This window comes from Streptomyces sp. NPDC057099 (assembly GCF_042671245.1).
GTDB classification, from domain to species: Bacteria; Actinomycetota; Actinomycetes; order Streptomycetales; family Streptomycetaceae; genus Streptomyces; species Streptomyces purpurascens.
Genome location: NZ_JBHUTX010000003.1, coordinates 72,624 through 95,419, shown reverse-complemented (window position 1 = coordinate 95,419; position 22,796 = coordinate 72,624). Strand labels below are relative to the sequence as shown.

The 22,796-nt window shown below is 71.7% G+C and carries 16 protein-coding genes and 1 tRNA gene; 5 read left to right on the top strand and 12 right to left on the bottom strand.

Annotation, left to right across the window (positions count from 1 at the left end):
- Positions 1 to 11 precede the first annotated feature (11 nt).
- The 8 genes from fusA to ACFT4A_RS05075 all read right to left on the bottom strand — a co-directional run bounded on the left by fusA (position 12) and on the right by ACFT4A_RS05075 (position 10,206).
- On the bottom strand, positions 12 to 2,051 hold the full coding sequence (fusA, locus tag ACFT4A_RS05110) for an elongation factor G (RefSeq protein ID WP_382826092.1): 2,040 nt from the start codon (positions 2,049 to 2,051) through the stop codon (positions 12 to 14).
- Positions 2,052 to 2,393: 342 nt separating this feature from the next.
- Positions 2,394 to 3,308, bottom strand: a complete 915-nt coding sequence (locus ACFT4A_RS05105; protein WP_382826090.1) for a YceI family protein — start codon at positions 3,306 to 3,308, stop codon at positions 2,394 to 2,396.
- A 154-nt stretch (positions 3,309 to 3,462) separates the two neighbouring features.
- Entirely contained in the window at positions 3,463 to 4,305 is an 843-nt protein-coding gene (locus tag ACFT4A_RS05100) for an NAD(P)H-binding protein (RefSeq protein ID WP_382826088.1), read from the bottom strand.
- 87 nt (positions 4,306 to 4,392) lie between these two features.
- Entirely contained in the window at positions 4,393 to 5,385 is a 993-nt protein-coding gene (locus ACFT4A_RS05095; RefSeq protein ID WP_382826087.1) for a hypothetical protein, read from the bottom strand.
- 124 nt (positions 5,386 to 5,509) lie between these two features.
- Complete coding sequence (locus ACFT4A_RS05090; protein ID WP_382826085.1) at positions 5,510 to 6,376, bottom strand: GNAT family N-acetyltransferase; 867 nt, start codon at positions 6,374 to 6,376, stop codon at positions 5,510 to 5,512.
- A 53-nt stretch (positions 6,377 to 6,429) separates the two neighbouring features.
- Positions 6,430 to 7,506, bottom strand: a complete 1,077-nt coding sequence (locus tag ACFT4A_RS05085) for a maleylacetate reductase (RefSeq protein WP_382826083.1) — start codon at positions 7,504 to 7,506, stop codon at positions 6,430 to 6,432.
- Positions 7,503 to 8,372, bottom strand: a complete 870-nt coding sequence (locus ACFT4A_RS05080; RefSeq protein WP_382826081.1) for an intradiol ring-cleavage dioxygenase — start codon at positions 8,370 to 8,372, stop codon at positions 7,503 to 7,505. The genes ACFT4A_RS05085 and ACFT4A_RS05080 overlap by 4 nt, the downstream gene beginning before the upstream one ends.
- Positions 8,373 to 8,457: 85 nt before the next feature.
- Positions 8,458 to 10,206 (bottom strand): FAD-dependent oxidoreductase, encoded by a 1,749-nt coding sequence (locus tag ACFT4A_RS05075; RefSeq protein ID WP_382826079.1) that lies wholly within the window; start codon positions 10,204 to 10,206, stop codon positions 8,458 to 8,460.
- 158 nt (positions 10,207 to 10,364) lie between these two features.
- Between ACFT4A_RS05075 and ACFT4A_RS05070 the strand changes: the two genes are divergently transcribed.
- A complete protein-coding gene (locus ACFT4A_RS05070; RefSeq protein WP_382826077.1) occupies positions 10,365 to 12,167 on the top strand; it encodes a sigma-54-dependent Fis family transcriptional regulator in 1,803 nt (600 codons plus the stop codon).
- Between the two features lie 52 nt (positions 12,168 to 12,219).
- Here ACFT4A_RS05070 and ACFT4A_RS05065 read toward each other — a convergent pair.
- A tRNA-Leu gene (locus tag ACFT4A_RS05065) sits at positions 12,220 to 12,304 on the bottom strand.
- 142 nt (positions 12,305 to 12,446) lie between these two features.
- Between ACFT4A_RS05065 and ACFT4A_RS05060 the strand changes: the two genes are divergently transcribed.
- Positions 12,447 to 13,799, top strand: coding sequence for a DUF2254 domain-containing protein (locus ACFT4A_RS05060; RefSeq protein ID WP_382826075.1), 1,353 nt, complete (start codon positions 12,447 to 12,449; stop codon positions 13,797 to 13,799).
- Between the two features lie 18 nt (positions 13,800 to 13,817).
- Here ACFT4A_RS05060 and ACFT4A_RS05055 read toward each other — a convergent pair whose 3' ends face one another.
- Genes ACFT4A_RS05055 through sucC form a run of 3 tightly spaced genes read right to left on the bottom strand, consistent with a single transcriptional unit; the run spans position 13,818 to position 17,476 of the window.
- A complete protein-coding gene (locus ACFT4A_RS05055) occupies positions 13,818 to 15,359 on the bottom strand; it encodes an aldehyde dehydrogenase family protein (RefSeq protein WP_382826073.1) in 1,542 nt (513 codons plus the stop codon).
- Between the two features lie 57 nt (positions 15,360 to 15,416).
- Positions 15,417 to 16,331: a succinate--CoA ligase subunit alpha gene (gene sucD, locus ACFT4A_RS05050; RefSeq protein WP_382826071.1), complete on the bottom strand. Its 915-nt coding sequence runs from the start codon at positions 16,329 to 16,331 to the stop codon at positions 15,417 to 15,419.
- 14 nt (positions 16,332 to 16,345) lie between these two features.
- On the bottom strand, positions 16,346 to 17,476 hold the full coding sequence (sucC, locus tag ACFT4A_RS05045) for an ADP-forming succinate--CoA ligase subunit beta (protein ID WP_382826069.1): 1,131 nt from the start codon (positions 17,474 to 17,476) through the stop codon (positions 16,346 to 16,348).
- 142 nt (positions 17,477 to 17,618) lie between these two features.
- Here sucC and ACFT4A_RS05040 point away from each other — a divergent pair, with 142 nt between their 5' ends.
- From ACFT4A_RS05040 to ACFT4A_RS05030, 3 genes are read left to right on the top strand one after another with little or no spacing between them, the layout of a single operon-like run.
- Positions 17,619 to 19,301: a thiamine pyrophosphate-binding protein gene (locus ACFT4A_RS05040; RefSeq protein WP_382826067.1), complete on the top strand. Its 1,683-nt coding sequence runs from the start codon at positions 17,619 to 17,621 to the stop codon at positions 19,299 to 19,301.
- 9 nt (positions 19,302 to 19,310) lie between these two features.
- On the top strand, positions 19,311 to 20,552 hold the full coding sequence (gene frc, locus ACFT4A_RS05035; RefSeq protein WP_382826065.1) for a formyl-CoA transferase: 1,242 nt from the start codon (positions 19,311 to 19,313) through the stop codon (positions 20,550 to 20,552).
- A 4-nt stretch (positions 20,553 to 20,556) separates the two neighbouring features.
- Complete coding sequence (locus ACFT4A_RS05030; protein WP_382826063.1) at positions 20,557 to 22,701, top strand: acetate--CoA ligase family protein; 2,145 nt, start codon at positions 20,557 to 20,559, stop codon at positions 22,699 to 22,701.
- Positions 22,702 to 22,796: the final 95 nt, after the last annotated feature.

Genomic DNA, 22,796 nt, shown 5'->3' with positions numbered 1-22,796 from the left:
CCGACCGAGCGCTACCGCACCGGCGTAGCCACCGGCGCCGGCGCATAACCCGTCGGCCGGGCCGTGAACGTGCCGCGGCCCTGGGTGCGGCTGCGCAGGCGGGTCGCGTAGCCGAAGAGCTCGGCCAGCGGCACCGTGGCCGTGACGATCGCCGCGCTCGAGCGGGTGGCCGAGCCGGTCACCCGGCCGCGGCGGGCGGCGAGGTCGCCGAGTACGCCGCCCACCGCGTCCTCGGGCACGGTGACGGTGACCTCGACGACCGGCTCCAGCAGGACCATCGCGCAGGCGCGCAGGGCCTCGCGGAGGCCGAGGCGGCCGGCTGTGCGGAACGCCGTGTCCGACGAGTCCTTCACATGGGTCGCCCCGTCGGTGAGCGTGACGCGCAGCCCAGTCACCGGGTGACCGCCGAGCGGCCCTTCGGCGAGGGCGTCGCGGCAGCCGGCCTCGACGGCCCGGACGTACTCCTGCGGCACCCGCCCGCCGACGACGGCCGAGCGGAAGTCGAAGCCGCCGTCGTACGGCTCCACGTCGAGGACGACATGGGCGAACTGCCCTGCCCCGCCGTCCTGTTTGACGTGCCGGAACACCAGTCCGGACACGCCCCGGCCGACCGTCTCGCGGTGACTGACCCGGGGACGGCCGATGTTGACGTCCAGTCCCAGCTCACGCCGGAGCTTCTCCACCGCCACCTCCAGGTGCAGTTCACCCATGCCCGACAGCACCGTCTGCCCGGTCTCCGGGTCGGTCCGCACGACCAGCGAGGGATCCTCCTCGGTCAGCCGTGCGAGCCCCGAGGCCAGCCGGTCGGTGTCGCCTGCCCTGCGGGACTCGACCGCGACCGAGACCACCGGCTCGGGCACGCCGGGAGGCTCCAGGACGAGCGGGGCGTCCGGCGCGCACAGGGTCGAGCCGGCGCGGGCGGACTTCAGCCCGACGACGGCGACGATGTCGCCGGCGACCGCCCGGTCCAGCGGTGCGTGCCGGTCGGCCTGGACGCGCAGAATCCGGCCGATCCGCTCGGTGCGCCGCGCGCTCGCGTCCCACAGGGTGTCTCCCTTCTCGATCGTTCCCGAGTAGATCCGCAGATAGGTCAGCCGGCCCGTCGGGGTGGCGTGCACCTTGAAGGCGAGGGCGGCCGGCGGTGCCGCCGGGTCGGCGGGCCGTTCCCGCTGTTCGCCGTCGTGCGTGCCCCGGATGGGCGGCACGTCCAGCGGCGACGGCAGATACGCCACGACCGCGTCGAGCAGCGGCTCGACACCGCGGTTGCGGTAGGCGGAGCCGCACAGCACGACCACGCCGTCGCCGTCCCGGGTCAGGTCCCGCAGCGCCGAGGAGAGGGTCCGCTCGCCGAGCGTGCCCGTGTCGCAGAACTCCTCCAGTGCGCCCGGATGGAGTTCCGCCACGGCTTCCTCCAGCGCACGGCGACGTGCCAGGGCCTCGTCCCGAAGGTCGTCCGGGACCGGCACCTCCTCGCAGGCGTCACCTTCGGTCCACAGCAGCGCGCGCAGGCGTACGAGGTCGACGACACCGGTGAAGGCATCCTCCGCACCGACCGGCAACTGCACGACCAGCGGCGCCGGGTGCAGTCGCTCCCGGATCGATGCCACGGCCGCGTCGAGGTCGGCTCCGGCACGGTCCATCTTGTTGACGAACGCGATCCTCGGTACGCCGTGCCGGTCGGCCTGCCGCCACACCGACTCGCTCTGCGGCTCCACCCCGGCCACCGCGTCGAACACGGCCACCGCGCCGTCGAGCACCCGCAGCGCACGCTCCACCTCGTCGGCGAAGTCGACGTGCCCCGGCGTGTCGATCAGGTTGATCCGGTGACCGTCCCAGGCGCAGCTCACCGCCGCGGCGAAGATGGTGATACCCCGGTCCCGCTCCTGCGGGTCGAAGTCCGTGACGGTCGTGCCGTCGTGGACCTCGCCGCGCTTGTGCGTGGTTCCGGTGGCGAACAGGATCCGTTCGGTGACGGTGGTCTTGCCGGCGTCGACGTGGGCGAGGATGCCGAGGTTGCGGACGACGGCGAGCGGGTTGTGGTGGGTGCGCACGGCCCATGGCCTTTCGAGGCGATCAGGAAGGGGGCAGCGCGATTTCGGGGCGAGGCAGGTGTGGTGACACACGTCTGTTCCGGCCTGCCGACGCTAGGTCGGCAGGCCGAAACAGGCGCTTCTCAGGCGTTCGTCCCGGTCATCCGGAGTCCGCCGCGCAGCGGGCACCGGAGCGACGAGGACACGAGGATCACCTCGTAGCGCGGCAGGGAGACGGCGACAGCGGTGTGGTCACGCATGGCGGTCTCCCTTCGTTCGTCACGACGGCGCGCGCCGCTCACGTCGTGGGCGGCGCCGGGTACTCCGTGAGTGTAGGGAGGGCGGGTGGAATCGGGCCAGGGATTATTCCGGCGGGGTCGGGGTGTCGTGGGTCCGGTACATCGCCTGGACGTCCAGCTCCAGTTGGACCGTCGGCCCGACCACCGCGATGCCCCGGGCCAGCATGGTGCGCCAGTTGAGGGTGTAGTCCTCGCGGTGCAGTTCCGCCGTCGCCAGGGCCGCGCAGCGCAGCTCCTGCCCGTAGCCGCCGTTCACCGTGCCGAGATACGTCGTGTCGAGCGAGACGGAGCGGCTCACGCCGTGCATCGTGAGGGAGCCCAGCAGTGACCACTTGCTGCCGCCGCGATAGGCGAAGCGGGTGCTGTTGAAGTCGATGTACGGGAAGCGTTCGACGTCGAGGAAGTCGGCGGACCGCAGATGGTTGTCGCGGGTGGTGTTGCCGGTGGTGATGCTGGAGGCGTCGATGCGGACGGACACCCGGGAGGCCGTCATGTCCTGGGAGATCTGGATCCCGCCGTCGAAGCGTTCGAAGCGGCCGTGGACGTGGGCCATGCCGACGTGCTTGGCGATGAACCGGATCGCGGTGTGCGGCGGATCGAAGAGCCACGTTCCGGGTGCCGGCAGCTGGAGTGCCTCGGCCGGCTGCAGCCAGACGCGCTCGGTGGGCGTCGACGCACCCGTGCCGATCTCGATCGTCTCGCGGTGCGGCCGCAGGCCCTCCGCCGCGACCATCAGGCTGTACCGGCCGGGCGGCAGCGCGGCGAGGAAGTAGCCGTACGGGTCGGTCGTCCCGCGGGCGGCCACCCGGTGGGTGTCCAGGGCGGTGACGGTGACGTCCGCGGCCGCCAGGGGCGAGCCCATCGGGTCCACGACCTCACGGGCCACGGCACCCGCGCCGGACGGAAGGGGGAGCGCGAGGCCCGCCGCCGCGGCGGAGGCGCCCTTGAGCCGCCGGCGCCGGAGCAGTGCGAGGGCCATGATGTTCACCTTTCATCAGGTGGCACGGCCGTACGCACGGCGGTTCAGCGCACGCCGACGGCCGCACCCTGTTGCGGTCACACCCCCCTTTTCGATCTTGCGTCAGCGGGCTCCGGGACGGGTGTCTCAATACGAGACAGTCAGGACGAGACAGTCAGACCCGTTTCCGGAAGACGTCGGCGTGTTCGCCGGCCCACTGGGCGAAGGTCCGGGCCGGGTGGCCGGTGACCTTCTCGACCGTGCCGGACACCGTGCGGCCCACCTCGGGGGTGTTCCCGTACGCCTCGAGCAGGAAGCCGATCACGTCCTCGGGGAGGTACGCCGCCCGCCACCGGGCGACGGCCTGTTCCTCGGTCAGTTCGACCAGGGCGATCTCCCGGCCGGCCGCGGCGGCGACGGCCGCCACCTTGTCGCCGACGGTGAGCAGTTCTGGGCCGGTGATCACGTACTCCTGGCCCGCGTGGCCCTCCTCCGTGAGCGCGACCGCTGCGACGGCTCCGATGTCACCCTCGTGGACCATGGCACTCAGCCGTGCGACGAACGGCTCCCGCACCTCGCCCGCGGCCTGGATCCCGTCCGCCCACTCCAGGGCGTTGGCCATGAACTCGACGGGCATGAGCACGGTCCAGCCCACTCCGTCGTCGCCGCGCACCGCGTCCTCCAGCGGGGTGGGACCGCCGCCGTGCAGCACGGTGATCCGTCGGACACCGGCCGAGCGGGCCAGTTCCAGGATCCTGGGGCCGGTCTCCAGCGGGGTGAAGGCGGCCCCGCCGAAGGTGATCAGGTGGAGGCCGGTGATCCCCTCCAGGGCGGGGGCCAGGCCGCCGGGGTCGGTCAGATCGCCCTCGACGACCTCGACGCCGTCCGGGAAGACGGCTTTCGCGGCGTCCCGTGTGAGGGCGCGGACCGCGTGGCCCCGGGCGAGCAGTTCGGCGACGACCTGGCGGCCGACGGTTCCGGTGGCACCGGTGACAAGAATCCTCTGCGTCTGCTTCATGCCACGACCGTAGGAACCCTTGCGGCCATCTTCTGTCCGCGATCGCGTGGCCTCTCCATGGAAAAGCCACGCGATCGCGGGGGACGGTCAACCGGCCGCGGCCCCCGCGTCCTCACGCGCGCGCAGCTCCCCGTGGAGCCGGGCGAACACCGCGCACACCAGCGGCATCACCACCGGGGGCAGCAGGAGCAGGGCCACGGCTGTGGGCGTGATCAGCACCAGCACGCCGGTGATCCACACATTGTCGTCGCTGAGCGACAGCATGCCGAGTCCGGCGAAGTGGGCGAGGGGAGCGGCCGCGTACCGGGCCGGCCAGAAGACGAGCACGGCGACCGCGGTGACCAGCGCGCCCACGCCGAGGACACGCCATCGTGCGGGGCGGGTCAGCACCCAGGAGCGGTACAGCGCCACGAACGGGGAACGGCGCTCCAGCACCGTCTCGGCGGTGGCCGGTGCCAGACGGGAGTACAGCAGCGGGCCGAGACACCCGACGGCGATCGGCAGCACCCACCCCACCAGCGTGTACTGCGGGGACGCGGTTTCGCCCAGCGGCGTGGGCTCGACACCCGGCACCTCGCCGCTCTCGACGAGGCCCCACATCACCAGGGCCGCCAGCTCCACGGCGCCCACGGCCAGTCCGGTCAGCGCGTTGACCGCGAGGGCGGCGAGCAACCGCCGACGGGTGCGCCGCCACAACTCGCGGACGGAGAGCGGCCCGCCGTCGCGCGTGGCATGGGAGTCGGCGACGGCGTACGCGGTGTGCAGGACGGAGACGACGAGGAGTCCCAGCCCGAGCAACAGCACCGACACCACGGCGCCGACCCGGACCAGCGGGGGCCGGCCGCCGTCGGCGTAGGCCACGTAGGAGTCCTCGTTGGCGATGTTGCGGTCCGCGTAGTCCCGGACGTTCTCGAAGGCGTCCCATGCCGCCGCGAATCCGCCGGCCAGGATCGCGCAGCCGAGCACGGCGGTCAGGACGGACACGAGCACGGTGAAGCCGTACAGCGGGCGACGGTGGCGCCTGATGACGTCGAGCGCCCCGCCGATACCGTCGGTCGGGCGGTTTCCGTCGTGTGCCATGAGCTGGGCCGGCCTTCGTGAAGATCTGTGGGAACAAGATCCAAGACGCCGCGCCGGGGGCGTGAGGTTCCCGGGAACCCCGCGCCGGGGGCGTGAGGTTCCCGGGAACCTTCCCGGACCGGGCCTAGGCGGGCCGGTACAGGTCCCGGACCTCGGGGCGTTGACGGAAGCCGGCTGCCTCGCAGGTGGCGACGGCGGCGGCATTGGAACTCGGCGTACAGACGAGCGCGCTCGAAGAGCCCAGTTCCCGGAGTGCGGCGGCCGCGGCGAGGGTGATCGCCCTGCCGTGGCCGTGACGGCGATGTTCCCGGTGCACACCCATCGGTTCGAGCAACCCGGGCCTGCCCGGACCGGCCGACCACACCGTCACCGCCGCCACCGCGTGGCCCTGGTCGTCGTAGGCGATCAGACACCGGGCGTCGGCGTACGGCGATCCGGTCGCCATCGCGTGCCAGTGCCCGGCCGTGAAGCTCGACCCGTCAAACGCTGCTCGCTGTACGGCGGCCCGCACCTGTGCTTGCTCCGGCCCGGCCACCTCGATCCGTACGCCCGGGTCCTGCACCGGCTCCGTGAGGTCGCGGCGCAGCGGGGTCCACGGCTCGTCGGTGTTCCAGCCGTTCTCGGACAACAGGTCCTGGACCAGTGCGCCCATCGGCGCCTCGATGTTCGCCTTCCCCTCGGGCAGCACGCCGCGTTCCGGCTCGGTCACGTCTGCGACCAACTGCCGTGCCAGCTCCTCGTCCCGGCGGTCGGCGGGCGCGATCGTCAGCCGTAGCAGGCCGGGGCCGTCCAGCAGCCCGACGGCGAGGATCCGTCCGTCCCGGCTCCAGGTCCGGACGGCCGCGGCGGTCGCTTCCGCGCCCGACCGCCAGAACCAGCCCAGGTCGCCCGGATGCAGTTGCGTCGGCGCCCCCTCGTACTGCCACTCCCGCAGCACGCCCACGGCCTCGCTCAGCCCGTCGACTCCCGGCTCGCCCAAGACAATCGCCATGTCCCGATCACACACCAAGAGCCCGACTGCCCGCACCCGGTTTCCCACCGGCTCTAGGCGGGCTCCGGAAGCCCTCCCTCGTACGCCGCCCGCAGCACGGCCAGGGCCCCGTCCGCCGTCACCGGGCGCGGGTTGGCGTACGGCTCGCCCGCGACCCTGGCCGCCGCCGGTGCCAGGTCGGCTTCCTTGAGGCCGAGTTCGGCGAGGGACCGCGGTGCGCCGAGACGTCCGGCCAGCTCCCACAGGGCGCGCGGCACGTCGTCGGTGCCGAGGGCCCGCCCCAGTACGGTCAACGCCTCCGGGGCGGCGAGGGCGTTGTAGGCCAGGGCGTACGGCAGCACCACGGTGTGCGTCTCGGCGTGCGGCAGCCCGAAGGTGCCGCCCAGCACGTGGCACGTCTTGTGGTGCAGCCCCATCGTGGTCGCGCCGAGGCACGCGCCGCACAGCCACGCCGCGTACAGCGCCCGGCTGCGCGCGTCCAGGTCCCGCGGGTCGGCGACAAGGTCCGGCAGGGCCCCGGCCATCGCCCGCACGCCCTCCTCGGCCATGACCGAGACCAACGGCGAGGCGTCCGGGGCGTACAGCGCCTCGACGGCGTGCGCGAGCGCGTTGACGCCGCTGGTCACAGTCAGCGGCACGGGCAGGGAGAGAGTGAGCCGGGGGTCGTAGACGACGCTGCGGGGCTGGACGACCGGGTCGCGGCCGGTGCGCTTGGCGCCGTGCTCGGTCAGGCCCCAGACCGGCGTCATCTCGGAGCCCGAGTAGGTCGACGGCACGGCGATCAGCGGCAGCCCGGTGCGCAGGGCGATGGCCTTGCCGAGCCCGATCGCGGAGCCGCCGCCGACCGCGACGCACCCGTCCGCCCCGGCCGCGCGCACCGCCTCGACGGCCCGGTCGGCGTCCTCGGCGGGTACGTGCATCCGCGCCTCGGCGTGCACTCCCGCACAGGTGTCGCCGAGCGCCTCCGCCACCGCCCGGGCGACCGTCTCGCCCCGGCCGCCGCACACCACGAGCAGCCGCCGCAGGCCCAGGCGCGCGGCCTCGCCCGGGGTCGCGGTGACGGCCGCGCCGGGCCGGAAGACGACCCGCACGGGCCGGGTCTCGTACGAGAACTCGCTCCGGAACGTCATACGGCACGCTCCAGGACTAGGTCGAAGCGGGCGAGCCGGAAGGGGTTCGGCACGCCGAACTCCTTCGCCAGGGCGGGGTCGTCGGTCTCCGCGAAGTCCTTGACCAGGCTCTGCTTCACGGCGAACACCGCGTCGCTGTCCAGGTACTCCCCGCCCGCGACGAAGATGTGGGTGGTGACGGGCGTGTGTCCCTCGGCCGTGGCGATGAAGTGGATGTGCGCGGGACGGTAGGGGTGCCGCCCGGTCGCACGCAGCAGACCGCCGACCGGGCCGTCGGTGGGGATCGGATACGCGGCGGGAACACAGGTGCGGAACCAGAAGCGGCCCTCGGCGTCGGCGGTGAACAGCCCGCGTCCGTTGCCCGCGGGCTGGACGCCGGGCTGCTGGACGTCGTAGTAGCCCTTGTCGTCGGCCTGCCAGACGTCGACGGAGGCGCCGGGCAGCGGTGTGCCGTCCCGCGCCAGCACCCGGCCGCTGATCACGCACGTCTCGCCGCCGCCCACCAGGTCGATGTCGGCACCGAGTTCACGGACCGGCGACTCGGTCAGGTGGAAGGGACCGAGCACGGTCGACTCGGTGGCCCCGGGCGCACGGTCGCCGTTGACGGTCTCCACGAGCATGGACAGACCAAGCACGTCCGACAGCAGGATGAACTCCTGCCGGGTGTCGGTGCAGGCCTGCCCGGTCGCCGTCAGAAAGGAGATCGCCCGCTCCCACTCCTCCTGCGTGAGCCGGGTCTCCCGCGCGAAGTCGTGCAGATGGCGGACGAGTCCGGTGAGCAGCTCGCGCAGCCGCGGGTCGGCGGTTCCGCTGAGGCTGGCGATGGCCTGCCCGGTGACGCCGGTCCCGGTCGCGTCGGTGGTCATGTCGGCTCCCCTTCGTCGACGTCCGCTTCCTCCATGAGGCGTCCGATTCCCCCATGTGACGTCCGCTTCCTCCATGATTGCGCGTTCAGGCGTGACCGAGGATCCGCCGCAGCGTGTCCGCGAGCAGTTCTCCGGCGTCCGGAGCAGCGGACGCGTGCCGGAAGGCGACGAAGCCGTCCGGGCGTACCAGGAGGGCGCCGGTGTCCGTGATCTCGCGCAGCCGCGCCCAGTCGCCGTACGGGTCCTCGTACCGCTGCCCCGGACCGATCACCACGGTGGCGATCTCGATGTCCTGGGCCTCGGCCGCGCGCACCCACTCCTCTCCCCCGATGCCGGTCAGCAGCGTGAAGCGGCCCCGGCCGACCGTGTCGAGGGTGGAGAGCGTGCGGGTGCCGGAGGTGATCCAGGCGTGCGGGAGCCGGGAGCCGGGGCGGGAGGACGGCTGGTGGTGCAGCTCGGGGTCGCGGGCGAAGCCGGGGTCGGGCGTGCCGTCCGGGACGATCGCGGCAGAGTTCTCGGCGGGATAGCGCTGGTTGAGATCGACGCCGTGCGCGTTGAACTCGTACACCTTGAAGGCGATCGCCTCGCGCAGTTGCGCGCGCTGCTTCTCGGCGGCCTCGGTGGCGTCCTTGCGGGCGGCGATGTTGGCCCACAACTGCTCGGGGGTCTGCGGGGAGAGCCCGTCGAGGGCCTCGAAGACGGGGGCGGTCTCGCGGATGGACTGGTTGGCGCGGGTGACGATCTGCCGGCCGATGGGCGCGCGTTCGGCGGTGTAGCTGTCGAGCAGCCTGGGGTGGGCGGCGCCTTCGAGGACGAGCTTGAGCTTCCAGGCCAGGTTGTAGGCGTCCTGGATGGAGGTGTTGGAGCCGAGGCCGTTGGACGGCGGATGCCGGTGCACGGCGTCGCCGGCGCAGAAGACGCGGCCGTTGGCGTACCTCTCCGCGTACATCTCGTTGACCGTCCACGCGGAGGACGACTTGATGGTCACGGGGATGTCGTCGTCGCCGACGAGCTTGCGGACGACGGATTCGGCGTAGGCGGTGGTCAAGTCCGGGGCGCCCGCGGTGACGTCGTAGCCCCACACGATCAGCCACTCGTTCCAGGGCCGGACGCAGCGCACCAGACCCGCGCCGATGCCGCCGACCGTCGCGCCGGGCGCGAGGACCCAGTAGAGGGTGGACGGCCGGTGGGCGGTGTACTTCGTCAGGTCCGCCTCGAACACGATGTTGACGCTGCCGGCCACGCCCATCTGGCCGCCCATCGGCAGCCCGGCGTCCGCGGCGACCTTCGACCGTCCGCCGTCGGCGCCGATCAGGTACTTGGCGCGGATCTCGTACGTGTCCCCGCGCAGCCGGTCGCGGACGGTGGCCGTGACGCCGTCCGCGTCCTGGGTGTGGGACAGGTACTCGGTCTCGAAGCGCAGCCGGGTGCCACGGGCGACGGCCGCGTCCACGAGGACCGGCTCCATGAGGTGCTGGGGCATGTCGCACATGCGAGTGGGGCTGGCGAGTTCGTGTTCCGCCTGGACCAGCGGGTCGTTGCCCCAGGAGCGCACCCGGCCCAGTTCCTCGCCCGCCAGGCTGGTGCAGAAGGTCGTGTTGCCCATCAGGTGCTGCGGGGTCGCCTGCGCGACGACCTCCTGCTCCACACCGAGGTCGCGCAGCACCTCCATGGTGCGCTGGTTGGTGATGTGCGCACGGGGCGTGTCGGCGAGGCTCGCGTAGCGGGTCACCACGAGGTTGGGCACGCCGTAGGTGCTCAGGGCGAGCGCGGCCGAGGCACCGGCCGGGCCGCTGCCCACGATCAGGACGTCGGTCTCGACGACGGTGGACACGGGGCGCTCCTGCGGGGGGGAATCGGACTTCGGCCATTCATGATCATGGAGGGGATCTGCGGGAGACGGGTGTCTCATTACGAGACATCGTGTGCGTCGGACGTTCCGGACACGGCAGTGGTTGTCCGTTCAACGGAACCCGATACGGTGGACATGTCGTGACCACCACAGAGCACACCTCCGCCGCCACCCGTCCCTCGCTGGACGACGCCCGCGCACGCTTCCTGACGGGGCGCCCGTTGCCCGACGGCGTACCGGAGGAGGTCGCCGCGGCGTGGCGGCGGGCGAGGTTCTTCGGAGTGCCGCACGACTTGAAGGAACCGGCGGTTCGTCCGGTACGACCGGTGGAGTCGGCGCTGCTCGGGGCGGCCCGACCGGTGCTCGACCGGATCGTCCCGGCCCTCGGCGCCGACCGGTATCTCCTCGTTCTGACCGACGAGCGGTTGCGTGTGCTGTGGACCGCGGGGAGCGCGTCCGGGCTCGACACCTGTCCCGTGCTGTCGGAGTCGGAAGTGGGCAACAACAGCGCGGCTCTCGCGCTGCGCACCCGGCGCCGGGCCGAGATGCACGGGCCGGAGCACTTCCTCGACCGGTGGCAGGACGTGTCCGCGGTGTCCGTCCCGGTGCTCGACGCGAAGGGTGCCCAGGTGCTCGGCACGGTGACCGTGGCAGGACGCCTGTCCACCACGCGTTCGCCCCATCCGCAGGCGGCACTCGCCGAGGCCGCCGCGGCCGCGGTCGAGACGGAACTGCGCGCGCGGGCGGGGCGGGCCGAGCGGGTGCTGCTGGACGCGTATCTGCGAGCGGCAGCCGGCACGGTGTGCGGGGCGGACCCGGCCGTGGTCGCCCTGGACGGCCGCAACCGGCTGGTCAGCGACGCCGCGCAGCGGCTGCTGACACCCGGGGTGCTCGAGGCAATGGAGCGTACGGCGGTGAGCGCGCGGCGTGGGGACGCCGTGGACGCGGCGGCCGTGACCGTGGGCACCGGATGCACCGCCCGGATCACGCCCGTGCGCCTGGACGACGGTACGGTCCTCGGGATCGTCGCCGTCCTGGAACGACTCGGCGATTCCCCGCCGCCGGCGCCGGCCCCGCCCAGCTCTCCCGTCGCCCTCACCGGTTCCTCGGTCCCCTGGCGGCACGCAGTCGCACGTGCGGTCGAACTGGCACGCTCCCCGGAGCCGCTGCTGCTGACCGGCGAGCGCGGAACCGGCAAGTCCGCGCTGGCCCGGGAACTGCTGGGCCTGCCCGGCCCGTCTGGCCCGTCTGGCTCGCCCGGCCCGCCTGCCCCGCCCGGCTTGCTCGACTCGCTCGGCGAAGGCGCGGTCCGGGTCGTCGACGCGGCGCAGGACACCGGGCTCGACGGGGCCCTGGCCGCGTGGACGGCCGACCGGCCGCTCCTGCTGCGGCACGCCGAGCGCCTCGCGCAGCCGGGCGTGGCCGCGCTCAACTCCCTGCTCGACACGCGACCTGACACTCGCGTGCTGATCACCTACACGCCCGGCGCGCAGATCGGCCCGTGCCTGCAGCGTCTGCTGGACAAACTGTCCGCCCGCTCGGTGACCCTGCCCCCACTGCGGGAACGCACCGAGGACATCCGGGAACTGCTGCCCGTCCTCGCGCCACGGCCGGCGCCCGGACAGCCCCCGCTGACCTGGACCCTGGACGCCCTGCGCGCGCTCGAGCTGTACCCGTGGCCCGGGAACGTCACCGAGCTGGCCCATGTCGTCCGGGCCCTGGCGGAGCAGCGGCGGATGTCCGGCCCGGTCCGCCGGGCCGAACTCCCGGACCCGGTACGCGAAGGTCCGGCCCCGCGGCCCCTCAGCCCGATGGAACACGCCGAGCGCGCCGCGATCCTGGAGGCACTGCGCCGGCACGGCGGCAACAAGGCACGCGCGGCGGCCGCGCTGGGGATCGGCCGGGCGACGCTGTACCGCAAGCTGCGGGGATACCGGGAGTGAACAAACAGCTCGGGCGGGCCGGGAGATTTCCCGACCCGCCCGAGCTGATCTGTGTCCGAGGGGGGACTTGAACCCCCACGCCCGATAAAGGGCACTAGCACCTCAAGCTAGCGCGTCTGCCATTCCGCCACCCGGACAAGGTGTCTGCCGCCTGGCCAGGAGTGCTCCCGGCGGCGACATGGACAACAATACCAAGGTTTCGGAGTGCCTTTCACCTGCGTTTCCGTCCGCCTGGCGGGGGTCCGGGACCTCGCGGCCCGATACCCCTAGGGTCGCACCATGAGTGACTGGATGGTTACGCAGAGCCCCGCTTCGGGTCGCCGCCCGCGTGCGCTGTCGCCGCTCCGGGAGCATCTGCGGGACACGTTCTGGTTCGCTCCCACCCTGGCCATGGTGAGCGTCTTCGTGGTCTGGGTGGGAGCGCAGGTTCTCGACACGGTCATCGTCGACGCGCTCCAGGAGGACGGCGACTACGAGACGCTCGACGAGCTGCTGCGGTTCGCGGAGGACGCGAAGGCCGTCGTGACCGTGGTCGGCTCGGCGATGATGACCTTCATCGGTGTGGTCTTCAGCATCTCGCTGGTGGCCGTGCAGATGGCGAGCGGCCAGTTCACCCCGCGCGTGGTGCGGCTCTTCGTGCGGAGCCGGATCACCAAGGCGACCTTCGCGGTGTTCCTGGCGACCTTCGTGCTGACCCTGCTCGTCCTGACGTCCTTCGACACCGCCGACGACCCCCGTGACGCGGCGTCGGTGCCACTGGTGCAGTCGGTCCTCACGCTCTGCATGGTCGCGCTGAGCCTCTTCCTCTTCGTGCTGTACGTGAACACCACCCTGCGGCTGATGCGGATCAGCCATGTCATCGCGCGGATCGCCACGGAGTCCTTCCGGGTGGCCGCCTCGATGCCCGTGCCGACGGGCGGACACGACGGGCGCGACGGGCACGAGGCAGCAGCCCATCTAGGTTCCCCGACCGCGTGGGTACCGCACGAGGGCCGGGCAGGTGTGCTGCGGGACGTGCACATCGCGCGATTGGTGCGGGTGGCGCGCAAGCACGGGGTCGTGCTGCGGCTGATCCCGAGGATCGGGGACTTCGTCGTGCCCGGTACGCCCGTACTGGCCGTCCACGGGGGTCCGGCCCCGCCGCGCGGGGCGCTGCGCTACACGGCCTCGGTCGGGGTGGAGCGGACCTACCACCAGGATCTCGGCTTCGGACTGCGCCAGTTGTCCGACATCGCGCTGCGCGCCCTGTCGACCGCGATCAACGATCCGACGACCGCCGTCCAGGCGCTGGACCGCATCATCCAGTTCCTGGCCTCGCTGAGCCGGCGCCCACTGGACACCGCCCTCTACCGGGACCGGGCCGGTGCGGTGCGGCTGGTGCAGCCCGTGCCGGGGTGGACCGAGTTGGTGGATCTTGGGTTCACCGAGGTACGGGGGTGCGCCATCGGGAGCCCGCAGGTCTCCCGGCGGATGCTGGCCGGACTGGACGACCTGCTCCTGCTGGTGCCGGTGGAACGGCGGGAGCCGCTGCTGCGCCACCGCGCACTGCTCCGGCAGGCGGTCGACCAGGCCGAACCGTCCCCCGCGGACCGCGCGTTCGCCCTGCGCCCGGACCGGCAGGGCATCGGCTGAGTCCGAGAGGGTGCCTCCTCACGGCACGAGCTGGTACTCCGGGAAGTTGCCCGGCAGCCGCTCCCCCGCCGGTCCCCGCGTCACCGCGCGCACCAGCAGCTCGCCGCCGACGAACGCCCCGCGCCAGGACGCGCCGAGCCCGCCGAAGAGCTCGTCACGGTCACCGCGGGAGCGGGGCCGGCCGTGGCCGACCTTGAAGGCGCGGATGTGCGGGGCGAGCCGCTCGTAGGTGGCCCGGTCGTCGGTGGACAGCGTGGCCACGAGCGCGCCGTTCGAGGCGTTCATCGCGGCGAGCAGCTCCGCCTCCGTGTCGACCAGGACGATCGTGTCGACCGGGCCGAACGGCTCCGCGTGGTGCAGCGGAGAGGACGGGGGCGGATCGAGGAGCGTGACCGGCTGGACGTAGGCCGAGGTGTCCTGGCCGGCCAGGAAGCGGGCGTCGGCCGGGCTGCCGCGGTGCAGTGGCACGGCGCCGCGCTCGATCGCCTCGGCGACCTGGTCCTGGAGCTCCTTGGCCTTGGCGGCGTTGATCACCGGCCCGAAGTCCAGCTCGGCGTACGGGTCGTCGGGCTTCTCGACGGCGAGCGGGTGTCCGACCCTGACATCGCGGACCGCCGGGAGGTACGCCGCCAGGAACGCGTCGAACAGGTGCCGTTGGACGACGAAGCGCGGGTACGCCGTGCAGCGCTGCTTGCCGTAGTCGAAGAGCTTGGGGATCAGCGCGGTGAGCGTGTCCCAGTCCGAGTAGTGCCAGATGCCCCAGGTGTTGAGTCCTTCCTGTTCGAGTACGTGTCGTTTGCCGAGGTCGGCGACGGCCGTGGCCACCGCGGCGCCGGTGTCGCGGCCGCCGACGAAGGAGACGCAGCCGATCTCGGGCGCCCGCACCAGCGCCTGGGACAGCTCGCCTCCGCTGCCGCTGACGAGGGTCACCGGGATCCCCTCGCGCGCGGCGAGGGCACTGGCCAGGGTCAGGCAGGCGACACCGCCGTCGGTCGGGGTCTTGGCGATGACCGCGTTGCCTGCCAGTGCCTGCACCAGTAATGCGTGAACGAGCACGCTCATCGGGTAGTTCCAGCTGGCGATGTTGGACACCGGGCCGTCCAGCGGGGCCCGTCCGGCGACCATCGGTTCGATGCCGTCGACGTACCAGCGGACCCCGTCGATCGCCCGGTCGACGTCCGCCTGGGCCAGCCGCCAGGGCTTGCCGATCTCCCAGACGAGCAGGAGTGCGAGCAGCCGGCGGTGTTCGGTGAGGGCGTCGAGCGTGGCGGCGACGCGGGCCCTGCGCTCCGGCAGGGGGACGTGCCGCCAGGCGCGGTGCTGATCGAGGGCCGCGCGCACGGCCCGGTGGGCGGTGGATCCGTCCAGGCGTGGCGGCCCGGCGATGGGGCTGCCGTCGACCGGGCTGACGGCGGGCAGGACCCTGCCGTCAGCCTGCCAGGCGGAGTTCCAGAGGTTGAGGACCCGGTCGTCACGGAAGGCCTCGGGCGCGACGGTGCGGCAGCGCTGCCACGCGTCGGGCCAGGACGTGCCGGACTTGAGGGTGAGGGTGGGTGCCATGGGGTTGCTCCGCTCTCGGTGCACGGTCGGGGGCGGGGATCGGCCTCGGGTGGAGCGCTATCGGTCTTCGAGACGCGCCGGCACGAGCTTCGCGGTCTCGGTCGGTGTGCTTCCCACGCTCACCCCGACCGCCTCCAGGGCCTCCTTCTTCGCCTGTGCGGTGCCGGACGAGCCGGACACGATCGCGCCCGCATGGCCCATGGTCTTGCCCTCGGGTGCGGTGAAGCCGGCGATGTAGCCGACGACCGGCTTGGTGACGTGCTCGCGGATGTACGCCGCCGCGCGTTCCTCCGCGTCGCCGCCGATCTCGCCGATGAGGACGATCAGTTCGGTGTCGGGGTCGTCCTGGAAGGCGGCGAGGCAGTCGATGTGCGTGGTGCCGACGACCGGATCGCCGCCGATGCCGACGCATGTGGAGAAGCCGATGTCGCGCAGTTCGTACATGAGCTGGTACGTCAGCGTGCCCGACTTGGAGACCAGGCCGATCCGGCCCGGCTTGGCGATGTCGGCCGGGATGATGCCCGCGTTGGACTCGCCGGGGGTGATGAGGCCCGGGCAGTTGGGGCCGACGACACGGGTGCCCTTCTCCTTGGCGTACGCGGTGAAGGCGACGGAGTCGTGGACGGGGATGCCCTCGGTGATGACGACCGCGAGGCCGATGCCCGCGTCGGCGGCTTCGACGACGGCCGCCTTGGCGAAGGCGGGCGGGACGAAGACGACGGTGACGTCCGCTCCGGTCGCGCGCATGCCCTCGGCGACCGAGCCGAAGACCGGCACGGCCATGGGGGCGCCTCCCGGGCCCTTCAGAGCATGAGGGACGTCGAAGTCGACCGTGCGGCCCGCCTTGCGCGGGTTGACTCCGCCGACGACGTTCGTGCCGGCCGCGAGCATGCGCCGGGTGTGCTTCATGCCCTCGCCGCCGGTCATGCCCTGGACGAGGACCTTGCTCTCCTTGGTGAGGTAGATGGCCATGGCGTTCCCTCTCCTCAGGCCGCGGTGGCGAGTTCGGCGGCGCGGCGGGCGGCGCCGTCCATGGTGGTGGCCTGCTGGACCAGCGGATGCGCGTGCTCGTCGAGGACGGCCCGACCCCGGGCCGCGTTGTTGCCGTCGAGGCGCACGACGAGTGGTTTGGTCAGCCGGACGGTGTCCAGGGCCCGGACGATGCCGTCGGCGACCGCGTCGCAGGCGGTGATCCCGCCGAAGACATTGACGAAGACGGACTTCACATCCGGGTCGGAGAGGATCAGGGACAGTCCGTCCGCCATGATCTGGGCGCTCGCTCCGCCGCCGATGTCGAGGAAGTTGGCGGGGCGTGCGCCGCAGCCCGCGACCACGTCCAGGGTAGACATGACGAGTCCGGCGCCGTTGCCGATGATGCCGACCTCGCCGTCGAGCTTGACGTAGTTGAGGCCCTTGGCGGCTGCTGCGGCCTCGAGGTCGTCGTCGTGCGCCTCTTCGTCGGCACCCCATCGCGCCTGTCGGAAACGGGCGTTGTCGTCGAGGGTGACCTTGCCGTCGAGGGCGAGGATCTGCCCCTGCCGGGTGCGGACGAGCGGATTCACCTCGACGAGGAGGGCGTCCTCGCGGACCAGGACGTCCCAGAGACGTACGAGGACGTCGACGGTCTGCGGCGGCAGCCCGGCCGCCCGGGCGATCTCGCCCGCCTTCGCGGAGGTGACGCCCTCGGCGGGGTCGACGGGGACACGGGCCACGGCCTCCGGACGGCCGGCCGCCACCTCCTCAATGTCCATGCCGCCTTCCGCCGAGGCGATCGCGAGGAAACGGCCGGCCGCCCGGTCGAGTACATAGGACACGTAGAACTCGGTCTCGATGTCCACCGGTTGGGCCAGCATCACCTTGCCGACCGTGTGGCCCTTGATGTCCATGCCGAGGATCTGACGGGCGGTGAGCTCGGCGGCGGCCGGGTCGGCGGCGAGCTTCACACCGCCCGCCTTGCCGCGTCCTCCGGTCTTCACCTGCGCCTTGACCACGACCCGTCCGCCGAGGCGGCGTGCGATCTCACGGGCTTCCTCGGCCGAGTCCGTCACCTCGGCCCGAGGCACCAAGATGCCGTGTTCTTCGAAGAGTTCCCTTGCCTGGTGTTCGTACAGGTCCATTCCGGCTCCTGACTGAAAGTGCCGCACGCCCCCTGGACACCACCCACCGGATGCGGGATAACAAGCTTCATACAGTATTCGTCGACTGTATGCAATGTACCGCGAGCCGTTCCAACCCCCTACGAAGGGACAGGACTTCGCCATGCCCGACGACACCCAGGACCTGATTTCCGGTGGTCATCTCGTAGCCAAGGCACTGAAGGCCGAGGGGGTCGACCGCATCTACACGCTGTGCGGCGGCCACATCATCGACATCTACGACGGCTGCGTCGACGAGGGCATCGAAGTCGTCGACGTACGCCATGAACAGGTCGCCGCCCACGCCGCCGACGGCTACGCGCGCATCACCGGCAAGCCCGGCTGCGCCGTGGTCACCGCCGGACCGGGCACGACCGACGCCGTCACCGGCGTCGCCAACGCCTTCCGCGCGGAGTCCCCCATGCTGCTGATCGGCGGTCAGGGGGCCCTCACCCAGCACAAGATGGGATCCCTCCAGGACCTGCCGCACGTCGACATGATGAGCCCCATCACCAAGTTCGCGGCGACCGTGCCGGACACGGCACGCGCGGCGGACCTGGTCTCCATGGCGTTCCGCGAGTGCTTCCACGGCGCGCCCGGTCCCTCCTTCCTGGAGATCCCGCGCGATGTACTGGACGCCAAGGTGCCCGCGGCCAAGGCACGGGTGCCGCAGTCCGGCGCCTACCGTGCCTCGACCCGCTCGGCCGGTGACCCCGAGGCGATCGAGAGGCTCGCCGACCTGCTGGTGCACGCCGAGAAGCCGGCCATCCTGCTCGGCAGCCAGGTGTGGACGACCCGGGGCACCGCATCGGCCATCGACCTGGTGCGCACCCTGAACGTCCCGGCGTACATGAACGGCGCCGGCCGCGGCACCCTCCCGCCCGGCGACCCGCACCACTTCCAGCTCTCGCGCCGGTACGCCTTCTCCAACGCCGACGTGATCGTCATCGTCGGCACGCCCTTCGACTTCCGCATGGGCTACGGCAAGCGCCTGTCGCCGGAGGCGACCGTCGTGCAGATCGACCTCGACTACCGCACGGTCGGCAAGAACCGCGACATCGACCTCGGCATCGTGGGCGACGCCGGGCTGGTGCTCAAGGCCGTGACCGAGGCGGCCTCCGGGCGCGTCAACGGCGGTGCGTCCAGGCGCAAGGAGTGGCTGGACGAGCTGCGCGCGGCCGAGCAGACCGCTCTGGAGAAGCGGCTGCCGAGCCTGAGGTCGGACGCCTCGCCCATCCACCCGTACCGCCTGGTCAGCGAGATCAACGACTTCCTCACCGAGGACTCGATCTACATCGGCGACGGCGGCGACATCGTCACCTTCTCCGGGCAGGTCGTGCAGCCCAAGTCACCCGGGCACTGGATGGACCCGGGACCCCTGGGCACGCTCGGCGTCGGCGTCCCCTTCGTACTCGCGGCCAAGCAGGCACGGCCCGACAAGGAGGTCGTCGCGCTCTTCGGCGACGGCGCGTTCTCCCTCACCGGCTGGGACTTCGAGACCCTCGTCCGCTACGACCTCCCGTTCGTCGGCATCGTCGGCAACAACTCCTCCATGAACCAGATCCGCTACGGCCAGGCCGCCAAGTACGGCAAGGACCGCGAGCGGATCGGCAACACCCTCGGCGACGTCCACTACGACAAGTTCGCCCAGATGCTGGGCGGTCACGGCGAGGAGGTCCGCGACCCCGCCGACATCGGCCCGGCCCTGCGGCGTGCCCGTGAGTCGGGCAAGCCGTCCCTGATCAACGTCTGGGTCGACCCCGACGCGTACGCCCCCGGAACCATGAACCAGACCATGTACAAGTGAGGTGCCCCGATGACTGCTCCGTCCACCAAGGCCCTCGAAGGCATCCGCGTCCTGGACATGACCCACGTCCAGTCCGGGCCCTCCGCGACCCAGCTGCTCGCCTGGCTCGGCGCGGACGTCGTCAAGCTGGAGGCGCCGACCGGTGACATCACGCGCAAGCAGCTGCGTGACCTGCCGGACGTCGACTCCCTGTACTTCACGATGCTCAACTGCAACAAGCGGAGCATCACCCTCAACACCAAGACCGAACGCGGCAAGGAGATCCTCACCGAGCTGATCCGGCGCTCCGATGTCATGGTCGAGAACTTCGGACCGGGCGCGGTGGACCGGATGGGCTTCACCTGGGACCGCATCCAGGAGATCAATCCACGGATCGTCTATGCCTCCATCAAGGGGTTCGGCGAAGGCCCGTACACCAACTTCAAGGCGTACGAGGTCGTCGCGCAGGCCATGGGCGGGTCGATGTCGACCACCGGTTTCGAGGACGGGCCGCCGCTGGCGACGGGAGCCCAGATCGGGGACTCGGGGACGGGTGTGCACGCCGTGGCGGGGATTCTCGCGGCGCTGTTCCAGCGGGAGAACACCGGGCGCGGTCAGCGGGTCAACGTGGCCATGCAGCATGCCGTCCTCAACCTCTGCCGGGTGAAGCTGAGGGACCAGCAGCGGCTGGCCCATGGCCCGCTCCGTGAATATCCCAACGACGACTTCGGCGACGAGGTTCCCAGGTCCGGAAACGCGTCCGGCGGCGGTCAGCCCGGCTGGGCGGTCAAGTGCGCGCCGGGCGGCCCGAACGACTACGTGTACGTCATCGTGCAGCCCGTCGGCTGGCAGCCGATCAGCGAGCTCATCGGCCGGCCCGAGCTGGCCGACGACCCCGAGTGGGCGACGCCCGAGGCGCGGCTGCCCAAGCTGAACAAGATGTTCCAGCTGATCGAGGAGTGGTCCTCGACGCTGCCCAAGTGGGAGGTGCTGGAGCGGCTCAACGCGCACAACATCCCGTGCGGGCCGATCCTGTCCACCCGGGAGATCATCGAGGACCGGTCGCTGGTCGCCAACGAGATGGTCGTCACCGTCCCGCACCCGCAGCGGGGCGAGTTCGTGACCGTCGGCAGCCCGCTCAAGCTGTCCGACTCCCCCGTCGAGGTGACCGGTTCACCGCTGCTCGGCGAGCACAACGAAGAGGTCTACGTCGGCGAACTCGGCCTCGGCGACGAGGAAGTGCGCCTGCTCAAGTCGAACGGAGTGATCTGACGTGATGGCAGAAGACCGCCTTCTGCGGGTGCGCGGCCTCCTGGACTCCGTGCGGGCCGAGGGGCGGACCGCGCTGACGGCGCCCGAGGGCAAGGTGATCGCCGACGCGTACGGGATCGCCGTACCGGGCGAGGAGCTGGCGACCGACGTCGAGGAGGCCGTGGCGTTCGCGGCGCGCTTCGGCGGACCCGTCGTGATGAAGATCGTCTCGCCGGACATCCTGCACAAGACCGACGCGGGCGGGGTCGTCGTCGGCGTCGAGGGCGCCGCGGACGTACGGGCCGCGTTCCACACCATCGTCGACAACGCGCGCGCCTACGACGCGGACGCCCGCATCGACGGGGTGCAGGTGCAGGAGCTGCTGCCGAAGGGGCAGGAGGTCATCGTCGGCGCGGTCACGGACCCGACGTTCGGGAAGGTGGTCGCGTTCGGGCTCGGCGGGGTGCTCGTCGAGGTCCTGAAGGACGTCACCTTCCGGCTCGCCCCGGTGGACGCCGACGAGGCCCTGTCGATGCTGGACTCGATCCGCTCGGCGGAGATCCTGCGCGGGGTGCGCGGCCAGACGGGTGTGGACCGGTGGGCCGTGGCCGAGCAGATCCGCCGGGTGTCCGAACTCGTCGCGGACTTCCCGGAGATCGCCGAGGTGGACCTCAATCCGGTGATCGCGACGGCGGAGGGCGCCGTCGCGGCCGACATCCGGGTGATCCTCGCCGAGTCGCAGCCCCGGCCGCGCCGGCGGTACTCGAGGGACGAGATCCTCGCGTCCATGCGCCGGCTGATGCAGCCGAGCTCGGTCGCCGTGATCGGCGCCTCCAACGAGCAGGGCAAGATCGGCAACTCCGTGATGCGCAACCTCGTCGACGGGGGCTTCGCCGGGGACATCCACCCGGTGAATCCCAAGGCCGATGACATTCTGGGCCGCAAGGCGTACAAGAGTGTCACGGACGTTCCCGGTGAGGTGGATGTGGCGGTCTTCGCGATCCCCGCCAAGTTCGTGGCCTCGGCCCTGGAGGAGGTGGGACGCAAGAAGATCCCGAACGCCGTGCTGATCCCCTCCGGCTTCGCCGAGACCGGCGAGCACGAACTCCAGGCGGAGATCGTGGAGATCGCCGAACGGCACGGCGTACGGCTGCTGGGTCCGAACATCTACGGCTACTACTCCACCTGGCAGGACCTCTGCGCCACGTTCTGCACGCCGTACGACGTCAAGGGCGGGGTCGCGCTGACCTCGCAGTCGGGCGGCATCGGGATGGCGATCCTGGGCTTCGCGCGCACCACCAAGACGGGTGTGTCGGCGATCGTGGGGCTCGGCAACAAGTCGGACCTGGACGAGGACGATCTGCTGACCTGGTTCGGGGAGGACCCCAACACCCAGTGCATCGCGATGCACCTGGAGGACCTCAAGGACGGGCGCGCCTTCGTGGAGGCCGCGCGGGCGACCGTGCCGAAGAAGCCGGTGGTCGTGCTGAAGGCGGGGCGTACGGCGGCGGGCGCGAAGGCGGCCGGTTCGCACACCGGTGCCCTGGCGGGCGACGACGCCGTGTACGACGACATCCTGCGGCAGGCCGGAGTCATCCGGGCCCCCGGGCTGAACGAGATGCTGGAGTACGCGCGCGCGTTGCCGGTGCTTCCCGCCCCCCAGGGCGACAACGTCGTCATCATCACGGGGGCCGGCGGCAGCGGTGTGCTGCTCTCGGACGCGGTGACGGACAACGGCCTGTCGCTGATGGAGATCCCGCCCGATCTGGACGAGGCGTTCCGGAAGTTCATCCCGCCCTTCGGGGCCGCCGGCAACCCGGTGGACATCACCGGGGGCGAGCCGCCCTCGACGTACGAGGCCACGATCCGGCTGGGGATGGAGGACCCGCGCATCCACGCGCTCGTCCTCGGCTACTGGCACACCATCGTCACCCCTCCGATGGTCTTCGCGGAGCTCACCGCGCGCGTGGTGGCCGAGTTCCGGGAGCGGGGTATCGAGAAGCCCGTCGTGGCATCGCTCGCGGGCGATGTGGAGGTCGAGGAGGCCTGCCAGTACCTCTTCGAGCGCGGGGTCGTGGCGTACCCGTACACGACCGAGAAGCCGGTGGCCGTGCTCGGCGCCAAGTACCGCTGGGCGCGGGAGGCGGGGGTGCTGGGGGGCGGTACATGAGGTGAGGGAGCGGGGGCCGGCCGACGGTGCGCGTCGGCCGGCCCCCGGACCCCTACGCGCACGAAAGGCATGGGACAGGGGGCGCTGGCCAGATC

Bases quoted from the DNA above. Each gene is read 5' to 3' on its own strand.
- ACFT4A_RS05105 (WP_382826090.1), bottom strand. From the start codon at position 3,308: ATGGCCCTCGCACTGCTCCGGCGCCGGCGGCTCAAGGGCGCCTCCGCC.
- ACFT4A_RS05100 (WP_382826088.1), bottom strand. From the start codon at position 4,305: ATGAAGCAGACGCAGAGGATTCTTGTCACCGGTGCCACCGGAACCGTC.
- ACFT4A_RS05095 (WP_382826087.1), bottom strand. From the start codon at position 5,385: ATGGCACACGACGGAAACCGCCCGACCGACGGTATCGGCGGGGCGCTC.
- ACFT4A_RS05090 (WP_382826085.1), bottom strand. From the start codon at position 6,376: ATGGCGATTGTCTTGGGCGAGCCGGGAGTCGACGGGCTGAGCGAGGCC.
- ACFT4A_RS05085 (WP_382826083.1), bottom strand. From the start codon at position 7,506: ATGACGTTCCGGAGCGAGTTCTCGTACGAGACCCGGCCCGTGCGGGTC.
- ACFT4A_RS05080 (WP_382826081.1), bottom strand. From the start codon at position 8,372: ATGACCACCGACGCGACCGGGACCGGCGTCACCGGGCAGGCCATCGCC.
- ACFT4A_RS05060 (WP_382826075.1), top strand. From the start codon at position 12,447: ATGAGTGACTGGATGGTTACGCAGAGCCCCGCTTCGGGTCGCCGCCCG.
- ACFT4A_RS05055 (WP_382826073.1), bottom strand. From the start codon at position 15,359: ATGGCACCCACCCTCACCCTCAAGTCCGGCACGTCCTGGCCCGACGCG.
- sucD (WP_382826071.1), bottom strand. From the start codon at position 16,331: ATGGCCATCTACCTCACCAAGGAGAGCAAGGTCCTCGTCCAGGGCATG.
- sucC (WP_382826069.1), bottom strand. From the start codon at position 17,476: ATGGACCTGTACGAACACCAGGCAAGGGAACTCTTCGAAGAACACGGC.
- ACFT4A_RS05040 (WP_382826067.1), top strand. From the start codon at position 17,619: ATGCCCGACGACACCCAGGACCTGATTTCCGGTGGTCATCTCGTAGCC.
- frc (WP_382826065.1), top strand. From the start codon at position 19,311: ATGACTGCTCCGTCCACCAAGGCCCTCGAAGGCATCCGCGTCCTGGAC.
- ACFT4A_RS05030 (WP_382826063.1), top strand. From the start codon at position 20,557: ATGGCAGAAGACCGCCTTCTGCGGGTGCGCGGCCTCCTGGACTCCGTG.